14 protein-coding genes are annotated in these 20,554 nt (G+C 64.3%); all 14 read left to right on the top strand.

Going from position 1 to position 20,554, the window contains the following annotated elements; genetic code table 11:
• A partial coding sequence (locus B7Z66_13485; GenBank protein ID OYV75304.1) for a LysR family transcriptional regulator occupies nucleotides 1-857 on the top strand: 857 nt, incomplete at its 5' end.
• A gap of 117 nt (nucleotides 858-974) precedes the next feature.
• Nucleotides 975-2,660: a dihydroxy-acid dehydratase gene (locus B7Z66_13480; GenBank protein OYV75303.1), complete on the top strand. Its 1,686-nt coding sequence runs from the start codon at nucleotides 975-977 to the stop codon at nucleotides 2,658-2,660.
• 73 nt (nucleotides 2,661-2,733) lie between these two features.
• Nucleotides 2,734-3,384 (top strand): methylthioribulose-1-phosphate dehydratase, encoded by a 651-nt coding sequence (locus B7Z66_13475; protein OYV75302.1) that lies wholly within the window; start codon nucleotides 2,734-2,736, stop codon nucleotides 3,382-3,384.
• Complete coding sequence (locus tag B7Z66_13470; protein ID OYV75301.1) at nucleotides 3,381-3,923, top strand: cupin; 543 nt, start codon at nucleotides 3,381-3,383, stop codon at nucleotides 3,921-3,923. The genes B7Z66_13475 and B7Z66_13470 overlap by 4 nt, the downstream gene beginning before the upstream one ends.
• Nucleotides 3,924-3,926: 3 nt before the next feature.
• Nucleotides 3,927-4,601 carry an acireductone synthase gene (locus B7Z66_13465; GenBank protein OYV75300.1) on the top strand — a complete coding sequence of 225 codons (675 nt, stop codon included), beginning with the start codon at nucleotides 3,927-3,929 and terminating at the stop codon, nucleotides 4,599-4,601.
• Between the two features lie 336 nt (nucleotides 4,602-4,937).
• The gene (locus B7Z66_13460; protein ID OYV75299.1) at nucleotides 4,938-5,276 is read left to right on the top strand and encodes a hypothetical protein; all 339 of its coding nucleotides are present in this window, start codon (nucleotides 4,938-4,940) and stop codon (nucleotides 5,274-5,276) included.
• Nucleotides 5,277-5,676: 400 nt separating this feature from the next.
• Nucleotides 5,677-5,991, top strand: a complete 315-nt coding sequence (locus tag B7Z66_13455) for a hypothetical protein (protein OYV75298.1) — start codon at nucleotides 5,677-5,679, stop codon at nucleotides 5,989-5,991.
• A gap of 541 nt (nucleotides 5,992-6,532) precedes the next feature.
• Entirely contained in the window at nucleotides 6,533-7,852 is a 1,320-nt protein-coding gene (locus tag B7Z66_13450) for a hypothetical protein (protein OYV75297.1), read from the top strand.
• Nucleotides 7,849-9,162: a hypothetical protein gene (locus B7Z66_13445; protein OYV75296.1), complete on the top strand. Its 1,314-nt coding sequence runs from the start codon at nucleotides 7,849-7,851 to the stop codon at nucleotides 9,160-9,162. Before B7Z66_13450 ends, B7Z66_13445 begins: the two co-directional genes overlap by 4 nt.
• Complete coding sequence (locus tag B7Z66_13440; protein OYV75295.1) at nucleotides 9,159-12,317, top strand: CusA/CzcA family heavy metal efflux RND transporter; 3,159 nt, start codon at nucleotides 9,159-9,161, stop codon at nucleotides 12,315-12,317. The genes B7Z66_13445 and B7Z66_13440 overlap by 4 nt, the downstream gene beginning before the upstream one ends.
• Before the next feature lie 640 nt (nucleotides 12,318-12,957).
• A complete protein-coding gene (locus tag B7Z66_13435) occupies nucleotides 12,958-14,256 on the top strand; it encodes a transporter (GenBank protein ID OYV75294.1) in 1,299 nt (432 codons plus the stop codon).
• The gene (locus B7Z66_13430; protein ID OYV75293.1) at nucleotides 14,253-15,614 is read left to right on the top strand and encodes an efflux transporter periplasmic adaptor subunit; all 1,362 of its coding nucleotides are present in this window, start codon (nucleotides 14,253-14,255) and stop codon (nucleotides 15,612-15,614) included. The genes B7Z66_13435 and B7Z66_13430 overlap by 4 nt, the downstream gene beginning before the upstream one ends.
• Nucleotides 15,611-18,781, top strand: a complete 3,171-nt coding sequence (locus B7Z66_13425; GenBank protein ID OYV75292.1) for a CusA/CzcA family heavy metal efflux RND transporter — start codon at nucleotides 15,611-15,613, stop codon at nucleotides 18,779-18,781. The genes B7Z66_13430 and B7Z66_13425 overlap by 4 nt, the downstream gene beginning before the upstream one ends.
• Nucleotides 18,782-19,351: 570 nt before the next feature.
• A partial coding sequence (locus B7Z66_13420; GenBank protein OYV75291.1) for a hypothetical protein occupies nucleotides 19,352-20,554 on the top strand: 1,203 nt, incomplete at its 3' end.

Below are 20,554 nucleotides of genomic sequence, written 5' to 3'. Positions count from 1 at the left end.
GCTACACCCGTGCAGCCGCGGAACTGCACCTGACCCAGCCCGCAATTTCAATGCAGATCAAACAATTAGAGGAGTCCCTAGGGCTCCCCCTGTTTGAGCAGATCGGCAAAAAGATCTACCTGACCGATGCCGGCCGGGAAATGCACCACTACAGCCGCTCGATCACCCAGGAGCTCACCGAAGCGGAGGCGGTGTTGGAGGACCTGAAAGGTCTGAAACGTGGACGCTTGTCCCTGGCGGTAGCGAGCACGGCCAACTATTTCGCCACCCGCTTGTTGGCAACCTTCTGCCAACGGTATGAGAACGTCGCCTTCACCCTCGACGTGACCAACCGCGAGCGTCTGCTCCAACACCTGGAACAGAACGATATCGATCTCGTGATCATGGGCCGCCCGCCGGATGGGTTGCGGCTGGTGGCGGAATCGTTCATGGAAAATCCCCTGGTCCTGATCGCCCCGCCTGACCACCCCTTGGTGGGACACCGGCGCATCCCGCTGGCCCGGCTGCGGCAGGAACGTTTTCTGTTGCGCGAGCGCGCATCCGGCACCCGGACCGCGATGGAACGGTTCTTCACGGAGCGCGGCGTCGCCCTCGCCAGCGGCATGGAGATGAACAGTAATGAGGCCATCAAGCAGGCCGTGCATGCCGGGCTCGGCCTGGGGATCGTCTCCCTCCACACGCTGCCGTTGGAACTGCGCGCCGGGGCGCTGGCCACACTCGACGCCGAGGGCTTCCCGATCGTACGCCATTGGTACGTGGTGTACCGCCAAGGCAAGCGCCTGTCCCCAATGGCGGAGACCTTCCGCCAGTTCGTGCTGAGCGAGGCACGCCAGCTGGTGGCCTCGGGAACCGCATGACACCGCCCCCGGAAAGCATCCCGGCCGCGGAGGATGCGGGGCCGGCGCCGATCGTCCTATAATCCCCACTTTAAGCGGGCACACGTCCGCCACAACCAGACCTAAGGAACCGACCGAATGGCCGACAATCCACGCAGCCGCGTAATTACCGAAGGCGCGCGGCGCAGCCCGAACCGCGCCATGTTGCGGGCGGTGGGCTTCGGTGACGCTGACTTCACCAAACCGATCGTCGGCATCGCCAACGCCTACAGTAACCTGACGCCGTGCAACCTCGGCATCAACGATCTGGCGAACGGGGCCGCCGAGGCCCTGCGCGGCGCCGGGGCCATGCCCCAGGTGTTCGGCACCATCACCGTTTCCGACGGCATTTCTATGGGCACCGAAGGGATGAAGTACTCGCTGGTGTCCCGGGAAGTGATCGCGGACTCCATCGAAACGGTGTGCGGCGCCCAGAGCATGGACGGGGTACTGGCCTTCGGTGGGTGTGACAAGAACATGCCAGGCGCGATGATGGCCATTGCGCGGCTCAACATCCCGGCGATCTTCGTCTACGGCGGCACCATCAAGCCCGGGCGCCACGACGGCCGCGATCTCACCATCGTCAGTGTTTTCGAGGCGGTGGGCCAGTTCGCCGCCCACAAGATTGACGCGCAGGAATTGGCGGCGGTGGAACGCAGCGCATGCCCCGGGGCCGGGGCATGCGGCGGCATGTACACCGCAAACACCATGTCGAGCGCCTTCGAGGCCATGGGCATGAGCCTGCCCTACTCCTCCACCATGGCCGCCGAGGATCACGAGAAGGCGGAGAGCGCCGTGCGTTCCGCGCAGGTGCTGGTCGAGGCGATCCGCCGCCAGATCCTGCCGCGCCAGATCCTGACGAAGGCGGCGTTCGAGAACGCCATCGCCGTGGTCATGGCGCTCGGCGGCTCCACCAACGCGGTGCTGCATCTGCCCGCCATCGCCCACGCAGCCGGGGTAGAACTGACTCTCGATGACTTCGAGCGCATCCGCACGCGGGTGCCGGTCCTGGCTGATCTCAAGCCCTCCGGGCGTTTTGTCACCGTGGACCTGCACCAGGCCGGCGGCGTGCCCCAAGTCATGAAGATGCTGCTCGACCACGGGGTGCTGCACGGGGACTGCCGCACCATCGGTGGACCGACCATCGCCGAAGTACTGAAGGACGTGCCGCCCGAGCCGCCCGCCGGACAGGAAGTGATCCGCCCCTGGGATCGGCCGATGTACCCGCAAGGTCACCTGGTGATATTGCGCGGCAACCTGGCCACTGAAGGCGCAGTGGCCAAGGTCACCGGGGTGAAGAGCCCCAGCATGAGCGGCCCGGCGCGGGTATTCGAATCGGAGGAGGAATGCCTGGAGGCGATCCTCGCGAACCGCGTGCGCCCGGGCGACGTGCTGGTGATCCGCCACGAGGGCCCCAAGGGCGGCCCCGGCATGCGCGAGATGCTGGCACCGACCTCGGCGCTGATCGGCGCGGGTCTGGGCGACAGCGTGGGACTCATCACCGACGGGCGCTTCTCCGGCGGCACCTTCGGCATGGTCGTAGGCCATGTAGCGCCCGAGGCGGCGGTGGGCGGCGCCATCGCGCTGGTGCGCGACGGCGACACCATCACCATCGACGCCCATCGGCACCTGTTGCAACTCGAGGTGCCCGAGGCAGAACTGGCGCGCCGGCGCGCCGCATGGCGTGCGCCGGCACCGCGCTATACCCGGGGCGTGCTGGCCAAATACGCGCGGCTGGTCTCCACCGCGGCACGCGGCGCGGTCACCGACCTGGATCTCTTCTGACCCGGGAATCTGCGTTTCCACCGGGGGCCGCGCAGCGCGGCCTTCGTGCTACGACCCGCAAGGGGTGAGTACCATGGCTCAAACCAACGTCGACCCCGTCCCGCGCGCCGAACCGGTCCGCGCACAACGCGCCACCGAGCTCATCGAGGCGGGGCGGCAATTCTATGCGCGGGGCTGGCTGCCCGCCACCAGCGGCAACCTGTCGGCGCGCATCAGCACGGACCGTATCGCGATCACGGTCTCTGGTACCCATAAGGGCGATCTCGACGCGGAAGGGATCATGGTAGTGGACCTGGATGGGGAAGCGGTGGGCAGCACGGCGCGACCCTCCGCCGAGACCGCGCTGCACACGGCGCTCTATCGCCGTGATCCGGCCATCGGTGCCGTGCTCCACATCCATTCCCTCAACGCCACGGTGCTGTCGCGGGTGTTTGGAGACGCGCTGCCGTTGCGGGACTATGAGATCCTCAAGGCGTTTGCGGGCGTTGATACCCACGCGACTGAACTCAAGGTGCCGATCTTCCCCAACGATCAGGACATCCCGCGGCTCGCCCGGCGCATCGAGGAACACATGACGGCCAGCGGTCCGCTCCACGGCTACCTGATCGCAGGGCATGGACTCTACGCGTGGGGTCGCTCGGTGGCGGAGGCGCGGCGTCACGTGGAAGCCCTGGAATTCCTGTTCGACTGCGAAATGAACCTGTACCGGATGGGACGAATATGAGCACACTGCGTATCTACGAAGAGTCCGGCGGCCCGCCGCGGTCGGAGTACACCGACTTCGCCTCCATTGCCTCAGCCCTGAAACACATAGGCGTGCAGTTCGAACGCTGGGAGGCGGCCCATGCGCTGGAGCCCGACGCGTCTCAGGAGACCGTCATTGCGGCCTACCAGGCCTCGGTGGACCGCCTCATGGACGACTACGGCTTCCAGTCCGTGGACGTCGTGAGCCTGACCCCGGACCACCCGAAACGCCAGGCGCTGCGGGACCAGTTCCTCCAAGAGCATATCCACGATGACTTCGAGGTGCGTTTCTTCGTGGACGGTAGCGGGCTGTTCTATATACGCGCCGGCGGCAAGGTCTACGCGACGCTGTGCGAGCGGGGCGACCTGATCAGCGTACCCGCCAACACCACTCACTGGTTCGACATGGGGGAACGGCCCCGGTTCAAGTGCATCCGCCTGTTCACGACGACGGACGGCTGGGTCGCTAAGTTCACCGGCGACCCGATCGCCGAGCGCTTTCCCAGGATGGATGAGTAGGCGTTGATCCGCGCCGTCGTCACCGATATCGAGGGCACCACCTCCTCCCTGTCGTTCGTACACCGCGTCCTGTTCCCCTACGCGCGCACCCGCCTGGCGGAATTCGTCGCCGCCCACCGGGACGATCCGCCGGTGCGCGCGGCGCTGGACGAGGCGCGGGAATTGCTCGGAGGAAAACCCGGCGACCCGGAAGTCGTGCAGGCAATGCTTCAGTGGATCGACCAGGACCGCAAGTTGGGCCCGCTGAAGACCATCCAGGGCATGATCTGGGAGGACGGCTACCGGCGCGGTGACTTTACCGGCCATGTATACGAGGACGCGGTCCGTCACCTGCGGCGCTGGAAGGCGCAGGGCCTGGATCTCTACATCTTCTCCTCCGGTTCGGTCCAGGCTCAGCAACTCCTGTTCCGCCACACGCCCTACGGAGACCTGACGCCTTTGTTCTCCGGGTACTTCGATACCCGCACCGGCCCCAAGCGCGAGGCCGCCGCCTATCGGGCCATCGCCGCGGCTATCGGCCACTCGGCGGGTCAAACCCTGTTTCTGTCCGACGTGTCGGAAGAGTTGGACGCCGCGCGGGAGGCGGGCATGGCGACCGTGTGGCTGGTGCGCGGCCACGAACCAGACCCGCTGGCGACTCATCCCCAGGCCGCCGACTTCGACGCTGTGGAAGCGTAGCGCCGGTCCGACCGCTTCGCGGCCACCCGACTACAGGCGCGTCACCTCGCGGACACCAGACCCCGCAGAGGGACGGCGTCATTAGAGTCCACCCTGCCGTGGCACGCGCCTCCGACCGGCGCTCCGGATTCGGTGCCATCATCTTAGCCCGCGGTTTATAAGCAAAATTCGTATCCACTGGCGCGCCGGCCACGGCACCCCATGACTCGGTACCCGGGTGTAAGGTTTAGATTCAATCCGGACGTAAAGGAACGGGGTGACTCCGCAGAAGCCGTACCGTCGAACGCCGCGGGAATCACCCTATAGACAACCGAATGTTCGATAGGAGCAGCCGAAATGCACAGACTGAAACGCACGGGTCTGGCCGTTCTCCTGATCGCCGGTATCGGGTCCATGCCGCTGTTGTTCGCAGCCGGTATGCCGTCCAGCGGCTCGGCGACGGACAACATGCCCATGATGAACGCCAGCGGAACTTCCACGGCGGGAAGGATGGCCGGGACCTCCGGACCACAGCGGGCCATGACCGGCCGCATGATGGGTAACGGCATGATGTCGATGATGCCGCAGATGAACCGGATGATGGCGACCGGAAACCAGATGATGCAGCGGATGGTCGCCTATATGCCACCGGCCCAAGCCGGTGCGCCCACGACCGCGGCGGCACACGCAAAATAGCGTCCTACAGTGGAATTGACGCCGGTCCGCGCCAGCCCACACCCTAGGAGTCTGTCGGACTTAGGCGATCGTAGCGAGCAAGGTGGGAGAACGAAGACCGTTTTTCGATCGTTTGAGGAGAATAGCCATCGCTATTGGACGAAACGGATCGGAAAAATGGACCGCTCTCCCACCAGCGCAGTAGATCAGTCCTAAGTCCGACAGACGCCTAGTCGCCGGCGCGGACTCCACCTCCACACATCGGGAGCAAAGGCCATGGGTTCGGGAATGATGTCTGGGAACATGATGTCGGGTGGTATGACGTTCATGGTATTGGGATGGGCCCTGGGCCTGTTCGTCCTCGTGCTTGCCGCCGCGGCCCTGGTCAAATACCTGTTCAGGAAGCCATGAGGAACGACCGATGAAGCACGACCTCTCCCGCCGCGCTTGGCTGAAAGCCGCCGGGCTACTGCTGGTGGCGGGCGGCGCCGGACGCGTCGCGCTCGCCGCGAGCCCCGTTGCGCCCACCCCTCCGAAGGCCAGCCAGAAATCGGTACACTACCGGCTGATCATGGGACCGAACCAAGGGCATCATTGCATGGATTGCCGCTATTTTCGCATGAACAACGGCGCCCAAATGATGAAAGGCGGTTGTATGGGCGCTGGTTCCTGCCAAGTCGTGGCCGGGAAAATCAGTCCTATGGGTTACTGTAGTCTGTATACCCCTACGGCCTGACTTGCATGCGTCCGTCGCCCGTTGCGCCGAATCCCACGGTCCGGTAAAGTCGCGATATGCGTAGTCCCGTGTGGAATCGAGGCTGGCTTCGGCTGTTACCGGCGTGTGTAGCGCTGCTGAGCGCTATGCTGATGCCGTTTCAGGTCACGGCCTGTCAATACAACGGTATCGTCTCACCCGGCGCCAACTGCGCACGCGCCTGGGCGGGCCATCCTGGCTGCGGTAGCGCACGCGGACATCTCTGTAAGATGAAAATGGGTTCATCGGCGTCGTACGTACAGCCCGCCGCCGCAACCGTCGCCACGCCCCTGTGGCAACTACACCCCGCACCACTCCCCCCGGCGCCGCTCGCCATCACCGGACCAGGGCTACTGAAAGCAGCCCAGTTGTTCACACCACCCGCCTTGGCAGGTCCGTCCGGGCTGCCCGGCACCCTGACCTACCTACACACTTCCCGCCTGAGAATCTAGGCACTACACACCCCGAGTCCGTAACGGGCGCGCTGCTTGCGTGGTGCGCCGCCGATGTCTGCCGTTCGGAGATGTGTGTGATGCGTAAATTCCAGCACCGCGGGTCGTTCCTCGTGGCGGTCATCATCCTAGGTGCCGGCGGTCCTGTCACGGCCGCACCGTCGCGACCCAGCCCGGCGCCGGCCAAGCAACACCAACTGACCCCGGATCAACTCGTCCAGGTCGTACTGGCGCGGAATCCGGGCATCGGCGCAATGGAGTCCGCCGTAGCGGCCGCAACCGCACGGATCCGCCGTGCCGGGGCGTACGACGATCCGATGATCAGCTACGCCGCGGCCCCAAATACCGCCGGCACCCCCGGTCGGGGGCTCAACCAGATCGTGCAAGTCAGTCAGACGTTTCCCTGGCCAGGGACCCTTTCCCTGCGCAGCCGCGCCGCGAGTGCCGACGCGCGATCGACGGAACATCAGCTCGCCGATCTACGGCTGCGACTCGCGGCCCAGGCGCGTGCCGCCTATGCCCAGTGGTATTACGTCCACCAGGCACTCGCCATCAACACACATGAACAGATCCTCCTCGCACGTTTGAAGGACGTCGCAGAGACGGCGTATTCCGCCGGTTTGGCGCCGGAGCAGGACGTGCTCCAAGCGGAGGTGGAACGGACCCAGCTGCAGAACCAAGCCCTGGAACTCGACCGCCGGCGCCAGACCGTGGGCGCAGCGATCAACGGACTCATGGATCAAGACCCGGATGCACCGCTTCCACCCCCCGGAACGCCACCGCAGCACAAGCTGCCTGCGCTGGAGACCCTGCGATCCGCCGCCCTCGCCCGATATCCGCGGCTCAAGAGCCTAGAGGCCCGGATACACGCCGACCAGGACCGGCTACAGCTTGCGCACAAGGGATATTATCCGAACTTCAAGGTGTCCACCGGCTACAACAGCCTGTGGAGCAATCCCGATCAGCGCTTTCTCGTGGGCCTGTCGATCAACCTCCCGTTCGGGGCCAATCACAGCGGCCAACTGGACGAGGCCAATGCCCACCTGCGCGAGACCCAGGACAACCTGAGGGACGCACGGATCCGGCTCGTTACGGATCTGGACCAAGCCTATGCCGGTGCCCGCCAGGACGTTCGTACCGTAGGCCTCTATACCGCGCGGCTGATCCCGCTCTCGCGTCAGAACCTGCGCGCCGCGGAAGCCGACTACCGCAGCGGCCACGGCGATTTTCTGAAGCTGATCACGGCCGAACAACAATACCTGATGGCACGCCTCGAACTGGCGCGGGCACGCGCCGATCTGTACACACAGCTCGCTTCCATCGACTACCAAACCGCGGGCGCGATCTTCGCCCGTCGATCATCGTCTTCCCTCGAGGGGCCTGCGCCATGAAGATCCGTACACTCGCAACGACGGTTGTCGCCATGCTGCTGGTCAGCGCGGTCGGCGTGACCGGCTACCTCATCGGGCGCCACGGCGCCACGCCCCAGGGTGATTCCGGAAAGAACGCAGGGCGCAAGGTGCTGTATTGGGTCGCGCCTATGGACCCCACCTACCGCCGCGACAAACCGGGGAAATCGCCCATGGGTATGGACTTGACCCCGGTATACGCGAATAGCGGCGGTACAAAGAATTCCAGCGATGTCACCATATCACCGTACGTGGTCGATGACCTCGGGGTGCGCACCGCGGAGGTAAAACAGGGCACGCTGGCTCACCGTATCGAGACCGTCGGCTATGTCGCCTACAACGAAGACACCGTGCGCAGCCTACATACCCGCGCCAACGGCTGGATCGAACGGCTCGCGGTCAAGAGCGTGGGCGACCGCGTAAACGCGGGACAACTCCTGTACGAATTGTTCTCGCCGAAGCTAGCGACCGCGGAACGTGAATACCTGACGGCATTAGCGAGCGGCAGCCGCAGCCTCGCCGCCGCATCCAGTGCGCGCCTGGCGGCCCTCGGATTCACCGATGCGCAGATTCGGCATCTGCGCAAGACCCGAAAGATCGAGAACCGCGTCTCGCGGCGGGCACTAAACGCCGGCGTCGTGACGGATCTCGGCGTGCGTGAGGGCGCCTATGTGACCCCCGCGACCCAGATCATGCGGCTCGCGGATCTGAGCTCCGTGTGGGTACTCGCCGAGGTTGACGAGCGCTACGCGCGCCTGCTCGCGAAGGGCGACCGCGCCATCGCCCGGATCGACGCCTTCCCCGGAAAGCATTGGGAAGGCACTGTGGACTACGTCTACCCTGACATCAATCCGGTCACCCGCACCCTCACGGTTCGGGTGCGTTTCCCCAACCCGGACGAGCGTCTGCAGCCGAACATGTTCGCGCAGGTGGTGATCCTCGCGCGGCCCACACCGAACGCCGTCTATATCCCGTCGTTGGCACTGATCCGAACCGGCTTCAGTCAGCGGGTGGTCGTGGCGCTGGGCAACGGACGCTTCGATGTCTGCCCGGTACAGGCCGGGTTCGACTCCGGCGATCGTGTTCAGATATTGCGCGGGCTGGAACCGGGACAACGCGTCGTCGTGTCGTCCCAGTTCCTGATCGACTCCGAGGCCAACCTCGATGCTGCGGCGCTGCGCCTAGGCTCAACCAAGGCGGGATGCAAAGCGCCGCCTGCCGCCGGCGCGCCAGCGGCAGGCACGAAACCGCTGCGCCCGGCGTCGACGCCGGATAATGGGGGGCGGCCATGATCGCCGCCCTGATCCGCTGGTCGCTCCGAAACCGGGCCCTGGTGCTGCTGGCGATCGCCTTTATCGTCATCGGCGGTGTGTACACGATACAACACACGCCGGTGGACGCGATCCCCGATCTCTCCGATGTCCAGGTCATTATCAAGACGCCATATCCGGGGCAGGCGCCGCAAGTGGTGCAGGACCAAGTCACCTATCCGCTGGAGACCGCGATGCTGGCGGTACCCAACGCGGTGACGGTGCGCGGCTATTCCTTCTTCGGGGACTCCTATGTCTACGTCATCTTCAAGGACGGAACGGATCTGTATTGGGCCCGTTCGCGGGTCCTCGAATACCTCAGCCAGGTTGCGGCGAATCTCCCGGCCGATGCCCATCCGAGCCTGGGACCCGACGCGACCGGGGTCGGCTGGGTCTATGAATACGCCCTGGTAGACCGCTCCGGACGGCACGATCTCTCCCAGCTGACCAGCATTCAGAACTGGTTCCTGAAGTACGAGCTGCAAACCGTCCCCGGCGTCGCGCAAGTCGCGACGATCGGCGGCATGGTAAAGCAGTATCAGGTCGTTGTGGACCCGAACAAACTGCGCGCCTATGGCATTACACTCACACAGATCAGAACCGCCATCCGCAATGCCAACCACGAGACCGGGGGCGCCGTGGTGGAACTCGCCGAAGCGGAGTACATGGTACGCGCCACGGGATACATCAAGAGCATAAAGGACCTATTGGAAGTTCCGCTGAAAGTCGGCCCCAACGGCATTCCCGTCCAGCTCAAGGACGTCGCACAGGTTCGGTACGGCCCGCAGATCCGACGCGGCATCGCGGAGCTCGACGGACAAGGAGAGGTCGTCGGCGGCGTGGTTGTGATGCGCTACGGCGAGAATGCCCTCAAGACCATCCAGGGAGTCAAAGCGAAACTGGCCTCATTGAAAGGCAGCCTTCCACCAGGCGTGGAGATTGTTCCGACCTACGACCGATCCGGCCTGATTCACAACGCAATTAAAAACCTGGGTGAAAAACTGTTCGAGGAGTTCCTCATTGTCGCACTGGTCTGCGTAGTATTTTTGTTCCACTTCCGCTCCTCTTTGGTCGCGATCGTAAGTCTCCCGGTAGGGATACTCGTTGCATTCATCGTGATGCGCATACAGGGCTTGAACGCGAACATCATGTCGCTGGGCGGGATCGCAATCGCGATCGGCGCCATGGTCGACGGCGCGATCGTCATGATCGAAAACCTGCATAAGCACATGGAACGGAAAGAATCCGCCAATCTTGGCCACTGGCGGTTGGTCGCCAACGCCACAACCGAGGTCGGTCCTCCGCTGTTCTTTTCCCTGCTGATCATCACGCTGAGCGTCGCCCCGGTGCTCAGTCTCGAGGGTCAGGCGGGACGCATGTTTTCCCCGCTCGCCTACACCTGGATCTACGCAATGGCGGCCGCCGCGGGTCTGGCCGTAACGTTGATTCCCATCCTGATGGGCTACTTGATACGCGGTGGCGTGCGTCCCGAGCATGCGAATCCCGTCAACCGGCTTTTGACGGCGATGTACCGGCCCGTCATCGACCGCGTGGTCCAGCATCCCTGGCCTATCCTGGTCGCCGGAATCGTCGTCGTACTCGGAGGACTCTGGCCGGCATTACATATCGGGTCCGAGTTCATGCCCTCGTTGGACGAGGGCGACTGGATGTACATGCCCTCGGCACGCCCGGGGATCTCCGCCGGCAAAGCGGCACAGGTCCTGCAACAGACCGACAAGCTGATCATGACCGTCCCGGAAGTGGAAAGCGCATTTGGGAAGATCGGGCGCGCACAGACCGCCACCGACCCTGCGCCGCTATCGATGGTGGAGACCATCATTCAGTTCAAACCAAAATCGCTGTGGCCGCCTGGTGTCACCAAGGAGGATGTGCGGCGCGAACTGGAGCAGCGCGTGCAACTGCCCGGCCTCACCAACGCATGGGTGATGCCGATCAAGACGCGCATCGACATGCTCTCCACCGGCATCAAAACTCCCGTCGGCATCAAGGTTGGCGGACCGGACCTGGGCGAGATCCAGAAGATCGGAGCGCGGCTCGAGCAGATTCTTCCGGCCGTGCGCGGCACCACGTCCGTATACTCCGAACGGGTTGCCGGAGGAAGGTACATCGACATCGATATCAACCGCGACGCCGCGGCCCGTCTAGACCTCAACATCAGCGATGTCCAGGCGGTGGTACGCACGGCCATCGGCGGGATGAATGTCACGGAGACGGTAGAGGGTCTGGAGCGCTACCCGGTCAACATCCGCTATCCGCGCGACTGGCGCGATTCCCTGGCACGGCTGCGTCAACTCCCGATAGTTACCCCCGGGGGCGCACATGTCACCCTGGGCGATGTAGCGGAGATCAAGATCGCGGACGGCCCTCCGATGATCAAGAGCGAGGGCGGGCAGCTGACAGGTTGGACTTACATCGACATCGCCGGCCGCGATGTCGGATCCTACGTCGCGGCTGCCAAGAAACTGGTTGCAGCGAAGCTAAAACTGCCGCCCGGATATTCTCTGACTTGGTCGGGGCAATATGAGTATATGCAACGCGCTAAGGAAAACCTGAAGTTGGTGGTACCGTTGACGATTGCACTGATCGGATTGCTGCTCTATCTCGCGTTCCGAAGCCTTCCACAGGCGCTCATCATCATGGGAACCTTGCCAATGGCACTCGCAGGAAGTTTCTGGCTGCTATATTTCCTCGGCTACAATATGTCGGTTGCAGTCGCCGTCGGCTTTATCGCGCTTGCCGGCGTGACGGCGGAAATCGGGGTCGTCATGGTCGTCTATTTAAACCAGTCTGTGGGCGTCTACAGGGAGCAGTGCACGGCGAATGGGGCCCAGATCAGCCTCGATGGCATGCGCGCCGCGGTGCGGGACGGCGCGCTGTTACGCCTGCGGCCCATCTCGATGACCGCCACGGCGGTCATCGCCGGGCTCCTTCCGGTGATGTTCGGAGGTGGAACCGGCTCGGAGGTAATGCGCCGGATCGCAGCGCCCATGGTCGGCGGAATGGTGAGTGCGCTCATCCTCACAATGCTGGTGCTGCCGGCGGTATATTTGCTGTGGGAGTGGCGGCACGCCAAACGCGGTACGGGCCAGAGGACCCATAACGATGATTTGGACTAAGTGGATCCTTGGAGGATACGCGGAAAATTTCGATGGCCCAGGGCCTACGACCTATAGCGCGCTTGACCAGGGTCAATTTCAAACCGCGGCCCGCGGGCTACCTTTTCGCATGTAGGAGGTCCGCGGGCCCTTTATGAATGGAGCATGCCATCCCGTGATCGGCAGACTGCGTCGGCGTCGGCATTCCCTGGGGCGTATTCTGCTCGCGCTGCTGGCCCTGACGTGGGGTAGCGCGGCCCTGGCGACTTGCGCTGCAGGGCCAGGCCTGCCTGGCGCCGGCGCAACCCTCCAGGTTGCCCCGCTGGGCGGCGACCGGTATTTGATGGCTCACTGTGCCTCCGGCGCCAATAGCCATGCGCGGCCTTGTACGCATGGGTGTCCCGGCCTTTCGTGCGTGGCCGCGAACGTGATACCTGTTTTCGTTGCGGCAGCGACGACGGCGCCGGCCTGGCACCCGTCCTTCGTGTTGCAAGTATCCGCACTACCTGCCTACCAAGCCTCACCCCGGACCATCGCCCATCCCAGTAGCGCGGATTTCCCGCCGCTCAAGCCCGCCCCCCGTCTGAGCTTCTGCACCCTGCTGCTCTGATCTTCCTGCTGCGGAAAGACCCATCCGGCTTTCTTCTGTAGGAGATTGATCATGTCCCGTTGGTTATTGGCCCTCGCTGGGCCCTTGCTCGTCGCGCTTGCGCCGGCCACACCCGCAGCGCGGCCGTCAGCGGTTTCGGACCCCACCGTCCTGAGCGTGGAGGCGGCGGTACAAACGGCCTTGTCCCAAAATCCCGCCTTGGCCGGGATGCGCTCGCGCGCCCAGGCGCTGGCACAGGTACCCTCCCAGGCCGGGTCGCTGCCGGACCCACGCATCAGCTTCAATGCCCTCAGCCTGCCCACGGACACCTTCGCCACCGGCCAGGAGCCGATGACGCAACTGCAGGTGGGGGTCAGTCAGGCGCTCCCGTTTCCGGGCAAGCGGGGACTGCGCGCCGAGGCCGCGCGGTTCCAGGCCCAGGCCGCGGATCAAGACGTGGACGAGACCCGTCTGCGGCTGATCCGTGCGGTGCGTGCATCGTGGTGGCGCATGTTCTACCTGGACCGCGCCCTGGACACGGTGGCCGCGAACCAGGACCTGCTGCGCCAACTGGTGAAAGTGGCCGCAACTAAATACCGGGTCGGCCGCGGCCTGCAACAGGACGTGCTCCTGGCCCAGTTGGAATTGTCCCGCCTGCTGGATCAGGCCTTGAAACTCAAGGCGCAGCGCCGCACCGAAGCCGCACGCCTCGATGCCCTCCTCAACCGGCCGACGGACCTCCCGGTCCGGCTCCCGCGCCAGGTCCCACTCGCGCTGCCCCGATTGCCATCCGCGGCGACGCTGCTTGCAATGGCGGATCGCGACCGGCCCCTGCTACGTGCCCAGGCCCGGCTCATAGGGGCCGCCGAATCCCGGGTCGCGTTGGCCGAGAAGGGCTATCTCCCGGATTTCAGCGTCGGCGCCGCCTACGGTTTTCGCAGCGGCCGCAATTCCGACGGCTCCCAGCGCCCCGACTTCGCGAGCTTCATGTTCAGCATGAGCCTCCCCCTGTATGCCGGAAGCAAGCAGTCCCGGGAGGTCGACCAACGCACCAGCGAGTTGATCACCGCGCAGGACACCTTGCAGGATCGCCGCCAGCAGATACACGCCGAGGTCATCTCGGCGCTTGCGGATTACCAGCAGGCACGCGATGCGTTCACCTTGTTCCGCACCGGGATCCTGCCCCAGGCGCGCCAGACCGTGGACGCCATGCTCGCGGGTTACCAGGTGAACAAGGTCGACTTTCTGAACCTGGTCCGCGCCCAAACCACCCTGTACGACTATGAGACCCGCTACTGGAAGAGCCTCGCCGAGGCACGCCAGTCCCTGGCCCGACTCACCGCCGCCGTCGGCAAGGAGCAACTGCCATGAGTAGATCCACGCTGTTTGCCGCCACGTTGGCCCTGGCCGTCGGCGCCGGCGGCGGTTACTGGCTTGCCACGCGTCACACGGCACCGCACACCGGCGGGGATGCGCCGGGGGCCCCGGCGCCGGCCGCGACGGGCCAGACGCCCAAGGTCCTGTACTACCGCAACCCGATGAATCCGGCGGTGACCTCCCGGGTCCCGACCAAGGATTCCATGGGCATGGACTATATCCCGGCCTACCAGGACCGGGGCGCCGGAGCGACTGCCGCCGCGCCGGGTACCGTCACGATCGATCCGGTCATGGTCCAAGACATGGGGGTGCGCACCGCACGCGCCGAACGCCGCTCCCTCTCCCGGGTCATCCGCACCGTCGGGCAGGTGGCGGTGGACGAGCGGCGCGTGGTGCGGGTACACCCGAAGTCGGAAGGCTGGGTGCGCCAAGTCACGGTAGCTACCACCGGACAGCCGGTGCGGCGCGGTCAGGTGCTGCTGCGGCTCTATGCCCCGCAGATCGTCTCCACGGAACAGGAGTACCTGTTGGCCTTACGCCAGAACGCGCGGTTGGGTGCGAGCCCTTACCCGGACATCCGCAGCGGCGCACGGGAATTGGTGCGCAGCGCGCGGCAACGGCTCGCACTGCTGGATGTGCCCGCGGCGGAGATCCGCGCGCTGGTGCGCCGCGGCAGCGTGCTGGACTCCGTACCCCTGGACGCGCCCGCGGGCGGGATCGCGCTACGTGTCGGCGTACGGGAAGGACAGTACGTCACCCCCCGCACCGAGCTCTATCAGATCGCGGATCTGTCCCGGATATGGGTATATGCCAACCTCTACGACTATGAGCTGCCCTGGGTGCAGGTGGGCGACCCGGCAAAACTCACCCTGGCCGCGCTCCCGGGCGTCACCCTGAAGGGCCGGATCACCTACCTCTACCCCTATGCCGACAATCCGACCCGCACGGTCCGCGCACGCATGGAATTCGAGAACCCGGATCTGGCGCTGCGTCCGGACCTCTACGCGGACGTGCGGATCCATGCCAGCCGGCAGGTAGACGCCGTGGTGATCCCATCCGCTGCGGTACTCAACACCGGAACCCGCAAGCTCGTGTTCGTGCAACGCGCGCCGGGCCGCTTCGAACCCCGCGACGTGGTCACCGGTGTGTCCAGCGACGGGCGGGTCCAGATCCTGAAGGGGATCGCCGCGGGGGAAACCGTCGTGACCTCCGGACAGTTCCTGATCGACTCGGAGTCCAATCTGCGTGAGGCGGCCGCCAACCTCATGAAGCCCGCGCAAACCGGGACCGGGGGCGAATCTGCCAGGACCGGGACGACACCGGCGCAGACACCCGCTGAGGCACAGCCATGATACAGGCCATCATCGACGCATCCCTGCGCAACAAATTCCTGGTGGGACTCGCCACCGTGCTGCTCGTGGCAGCGGGCCTCTGGGCGGTCAAGACCATCCACCTCGACGCCATTCCCGATTTGTCTGACGTCCAGGTCATCGTGTTCACCCGCTACCCCGGGCAGGCACCCCAGGTAGTGGAGGATCAGGTGACCTACCCGCTGACCACGGCCATGTTGACGGTCCCTCATGCCACCGTGGTCCGGGGCTACTCGTTCTTCGGGTTGTCCTTCGTTTACGTACTTTTCAAGGACGGCACCGACCTGTACTGGGCACGCTCGCGCGTGCTCGAAGCCCTCAACTTCGTGCGCAACCGCCTGCCCGCCAGTGTAAACCCGAGCCTGGGCCCCGACGCCACCGGGGTGGGCTGGATCTATGAGTACGCCTTGGTGGACCACAGCGGAAAACACGACCTCGCACAATTGCGTTCCTTGCAGGACTGGTATCTGCGCTATCAGCTCCAGACCGTTCCCGGAGTCTCCGAGGTCGCCTCCGTGGGCGGCTACGTCAAACAATATCAAGTGGAGGTGAATCCAAACGCCCTCGCCGCCTACGGAATCCCATTGTCCAAGGTAAAGCGCGCGATCCAGCGTTCCAATAACGACGTCGGCGGCCGCCTGGTCGAAATGGCGGAGACCGAATACATGGTGCGAGGTCTCGGGTATATCCACTCCCTGAAGGACCTCCGCGAGATCCCGGTGGGCGTAAACCCGAAGACCGGTGTGCCCATATTGCTGCGTGATGTGGCCCAGGTGCATCTGGGCCCAGAGCTGCGTCGCGGCGTCGCGGAACTCAACGGCCAGGGCGAGGTGGCCGGTGGCGTGGTGATCATGCGCTATGGCGAGAATGCGCTGGCCACCATCAAGCTGGTCCGCAAAAAGCTGGCGGAACTCCAAAAGGGCCTGCCGGCGGGCGTCACGATCGTCCCGGTCTATGACCGCGGAAATCTGATCGAACGCGCGGTGGACAATCTGCATGAGAAACTGATCGAGGAGTTCATCGTGGTCAGCCTCGTATGCATGCTGTTCCTGCTGCACGCACGTTCCGCCCTGGTGGCAATCCTGACGCTCCCCATGAGCGTGTTGATGGCGTTTCTGGTCATGCGCTGGCAGGGCATCACCGCCAATATCATGTCGCTGGGGGGTATCGCCATCGCCATTGGCGCCGTGGTGGATGCGGCCATCGTCATGATCGAGAACACCCACAAGCGGCTCGAACAGGCCGCCCATTGGAAAAAGGATGCCCTGAATCTCAACGAACGTTGGAACGTCGTGGGCGAATCCTGCCGCGAGGTAGGGCCGGCGCTGTTCTATTCGCTGCTCATCATCACGGTCTCGTTCCTCCCGATCTTCACCCTGCAAGCCCAGGAGGGGCGCCTGTTCAGCCCGCTGGCCTTCACCAAGACCTACTCCATGGCGGCCGCGGCGATCCTCGCCATCACCCTGGTCCCCGTATTGCTCGGTTACTTCGTGCGCGGACGCATCCTTCCGGAGGGACGCAATCCGTTGAACCGGGCACTGCACACACTGTATACGCCCGCCTTGCGCACCACTTTGCGTTGGCCCACGTTCACGCTGCTGGGCGCGGCGGTGCTGCTGGCCATGACCCTATACCCGGTACGCCACCTCGGGAGCGAGTTCATGCCCCCGTTGGATGAGGGCGATATCCTGTACATGCCGACCACCATGCCCGGCATCTCCATCACCAAGGCCAAGGAGTTGCTGCAACAGACCGACAAGATCCTGAAAACGTTTCCCGAGGTGAAAAGCGTTTTCGGCAAGATCGGACGCGCCGATACCGCCACCGACCCCGCACCGCTTTCCATGGTCGAAACGACGGTACAGCTCAAACCCCGCAGCCAGTGGCCTGAGCCGCGCATGAGCACCCGGGATCTGATGAGCAAGATGGACCTCGCGCTGCGGTTTCCGGGAATCGCCAACACCTGGACGATGCCGATCAAGAACCGCACCGATATGTTGGCCACCGGCATCAAGACCCCGGTGGGGATCAAGATCAGTGGGCCGGATCTGAACGTGCTGCAACGGCTGGCCATCGAGGCCGAGCGGGCGATGAAGACCCTGCCGGATACACTGTCCGCCTACGGCGATCGCGCCAACGGAGGGTATTATCTGGATTTCCGTGTCCGCCGCCTTGCCGCCGCCCGCTACGGGCTCACGGCGGGAGACGTGGAGGATGTGATCCAGGCCGCGATCGGCGGTAGCAACGTAACCGAAACCGTGGAGGGATTGGAACGCTACCCGGTGAACCTGCGCTACCCCCGTGAACTGCGCGACAACCCGGACGCCCTGCGCCGCGTGCTGATCGCAACGCCCACCGGTGCCCAGATTCCACTGGATCTGGTAACCGAGATCTCAATGCACCGCGGACCTCCGATGATCAAGACCGAGGACTCGCGCCCCAATGCGTGGGTCTACGTGGACATCAAGACCTCGGACATCGGCGGCTTTGTGGCAAAAGCCAAAAAGGTGTTCTCCGAGCGGGTCAAACTCCCGCCCGGCTACACTGTGAGCTGGTCCGGACAGTTCGAGTTCATGCAACGGGCAATGAAACGGATTCGTGTCGTGGTACCACTGACATTGCTGATCGTCTTCCTGTTGCTGTTTCTCAATTTCCGCAACGTGACGGAACCGCTGCTGGTGATGCTCTCGATTCCCTTCGCCCTGATCGGCGGAATCTGGCTGCTCTATTGGCTACACTATAATTTCTCGGTGGCCGTGGCAGTAGGGTTCATCGCGCTGGCGGGGGTCTCCGCCGAGATCGGGGTATTGGTGCTCACTTTCATAGATCAGGAACTTGCGCGCCGGCGCAGGGGACACCGCGGGAACCTCGGGGCCGATCAGCTCTCCGAGGCGGTCCGGGTCGGGGCCGCGCAGCGCCTGCGCCCCATCGTGATGACCGCCACCGCGGTGATCGCCGGTCTGCTGCCGATCCTGTGGGGTTCCGGAACCGGATCGGAGGTCATGAAGCGGATCGCGGCGCCCATGGTCGGGGGGATGATCACCACCACCGTGCTGAGCCTGCTGCTGCTGCCGGTGATCTACCGGCTGGTACTCGGCTGGCAGGAGGCATGGGCTGCGCGCCGCGGCGCTCGTTCCGGGCAGGCTTAAGACCACTAAGGACCACAGGCGATGGCCCGGCATCGGGACATCATCCGTAACCTCCAGCCCCGACACGGCTGAATACAACAAGGAGTCACGTGATGAATGGTGGCATGGGTTGGCACTGGGGCATGGGTTGGCACTGGGGCTTTGGACTGCTGTTCTGGGTGGTAATCGTGCTTCTGATCGCGGCCCTCGTAAAATACGTCTTCGGGAAAAAGTAGGCGCCCATCACCGGGACTATTGGGTGATTGACCTTACGCCGAGTTGACGCATGTCAATGACCGATGGACGTCGTTCGGCTTTACTTGCCCTGTGGGTTCGTGGGATAAGTTAAAGTCGCTCCGCGACCAGTCCAGGCCCACCCGTTTGGGCGGCATAGGGAGGAGTCGACCGGAGTTGGTAAGCCGTGGCGCGTAGCACAGCGACACGCACGCCAGGCGGAACCGACTCATCGCAACCCGGCGTATCCGAAAACAAACGTCCTCAGAGGCGCCTGCCCGGAACATGGGTCCACAGGTTCGAGGTCCAAAGTGGCCCAAGCCGGGGCAACGCATCAACGCAGCAGGGAGAGTAACCATGAAACGGCCATCTGTAATCAAGGGGGCCGTGTTGTTCTCAACCAACGCCAACGCCGTACCCAGCTTCGCGCGCCAGACGGGATTACCCTGTCAGGCCTGCCACACGGTGTTCCCGGAACTGACCGCCTTCGGCCGCTCGTTCAAGCTCAATGGCTATACGCTGACCGGGCTGCGGCAGATCGAGTCCACCGGCGCTGCGGCAGGCGGCGGTGGCGGCGTCAAGATCAACGAAATCCCGCCACTGTCCGCCATGCTGCAGGTGGGATTCACCAATGTCGCCAACGACGCGGCGCTAGGCACGAACGTACAGAACAACAACGTAGAGTTCCCGCAGCAGCTCAGTTTTTTCTTCGCGGGCGAGATCTCCCCGCGCATGGGAACCTTCATGCAGTTCACCTATAGTCAGCCCAGCGACCACTTCACTTGGGACAACACGGATGTGCGCTATGCCAATCACACCACTCTGTTTGGCGGCGATACGATCTACGGAGTGACCCTGAACAACAACCCCACGGTACAGGACGTGTGGAACACGGTCCCGGCCTGGGGCTTCCCGTTCGCGTCCTCGGACACCGCCGGCACACCCGCCTACAGCGCCCTCCTCGACGGCGGGCTGGCACAGGACGTGGTCGGGCTCGGCGCCTACACGCTGGTGAACGGCCACCTCTATATCGAGGCGGACGCCTATCGCTCCGCACACCTGGGCGTTCCGGGTGGTACCGCGGGCGGTGCGGGCACCATCCAGAACGTCGCGCCGTACTGGCGGCTGGCGTGGCAACAGAACTTCGGCGCCAACTACCTGGAGGTCGGCACCCTTGGAATGTACGCTAGGCTGACCCCCAGCACCTACATCAACGGCCTGAGCGACAAGTACACCGACGTCGGTGTCGATGCCCAGTACGAGCGGCCCGTGAACGGCAATGACATGGTATCCGCCCACATGCTCTACCTCTATGAAAATGTGAATGGATACAGCGGGACCGTGGGCAGCGGACTGGTGAATGGGGAGTCGGCACAGGGCAGAACCCTGCGGTTAGACAGCACCTATCATCTGGGGCACTGGGCAACAGGCACCGTGGCCTACTTTCAAAAGACCGGGAATTCGGCCCTGATCACCGGCGACAGCCGCGGCTACATCCTCCAGGCGAGCTACCTGCCCTGGGAGAACACCAAGTTCACGGCCCAGTACACCGGCTATACC

This window comes from Chromatiales bacterium 21-64-14 (genome assembly GCA_002255365.1).
Taxonomy (GTDB): Bacteria; Pseudomonadota; Gammaproteobacteria; order 21-64-14; family 21-64-14; genus 21-64-14.
This window is presented reverse-complemented; position numbering and strand designations above follow the sequence as displayed.

Bases quoted from the DNA above. Each gene is read 5' to 3' on its own strand.
- B7Z66_13450 (OYV75297.1), top strand. From the start codon at position 6,533: ATGTGTGTGATGCGTAAATTCCAGCACCGCGGGTCGTTCCTCGTGGCG.
- B7Z66_13470 (OYV75301.1), top strand. From the start codon at position 3,381: ATGAGCACACTGCGTATCTACGAAGAGTCCGGCGGCCCGCCGCGGTCG.
- B7Z66_13430 (OYV75293.1), top strand. From the start codon at position 14,253: ATGAGTAGATCCACGCTGTTTGCCGCCACGTTGGCCCTGGCCGTCGGC.
- B7Z66_13455 (OYV75298.1), top strand. From the start codon at position 5,677: ATGAAGCACGACCTCTCCCGCCGCGCTTGGCTGAAAGCCGCCGGGCTA.
- B7Z66_13460 (OYV75299.1), top strand. From the start codon at position 4,938: ATGCACAGACTGAAACGCACGGGTCTGGCCGTTCTCCTGATCGCCGGT.
- B7Z66_13480 (OYV75303.1), top strand. From the start codon at position 975: ATGGCCGACAATCCACGCAGCCGCGTAATTACCGAAGGCGCGCGGCGC.
- B7Z66_13440 (OYV75295.1), top strand. From the start codon at position 9,159: ATGATCGCCGCCCTGATCCGCTGGTCGCTCCGAAACCGGGCCCTGGTG.
- B7Z66_13475 (OYV75302.1), top strand. From the start codon at position 2,734: ATGGCTCAAACCAACGTCGACCCCGTCCCGCGCGCCGAACCGGTCCGC.
- B7Z66_13445 (OYV75296.1), top strand. From the start codon at position 7,849: ATGAAGATCCGTACACTCGCAACGACGGTTGTCGCCATGCTGCTGGTC.
- B7Z66_13435 (OYV75294.1), top strand. From the start codon at position 12,958: ATGTCCCGTTGGTTATTGGCCCTCGCTGGGCCCTTGCTCGTCGCGCTT.
- B7Z66_13425 (OYV75292.1), top strand. From the start codon at position 15,611: ATGATACAGGCCATCATCGACGCATCCCTGCGCAACAAATTCCTGGTG.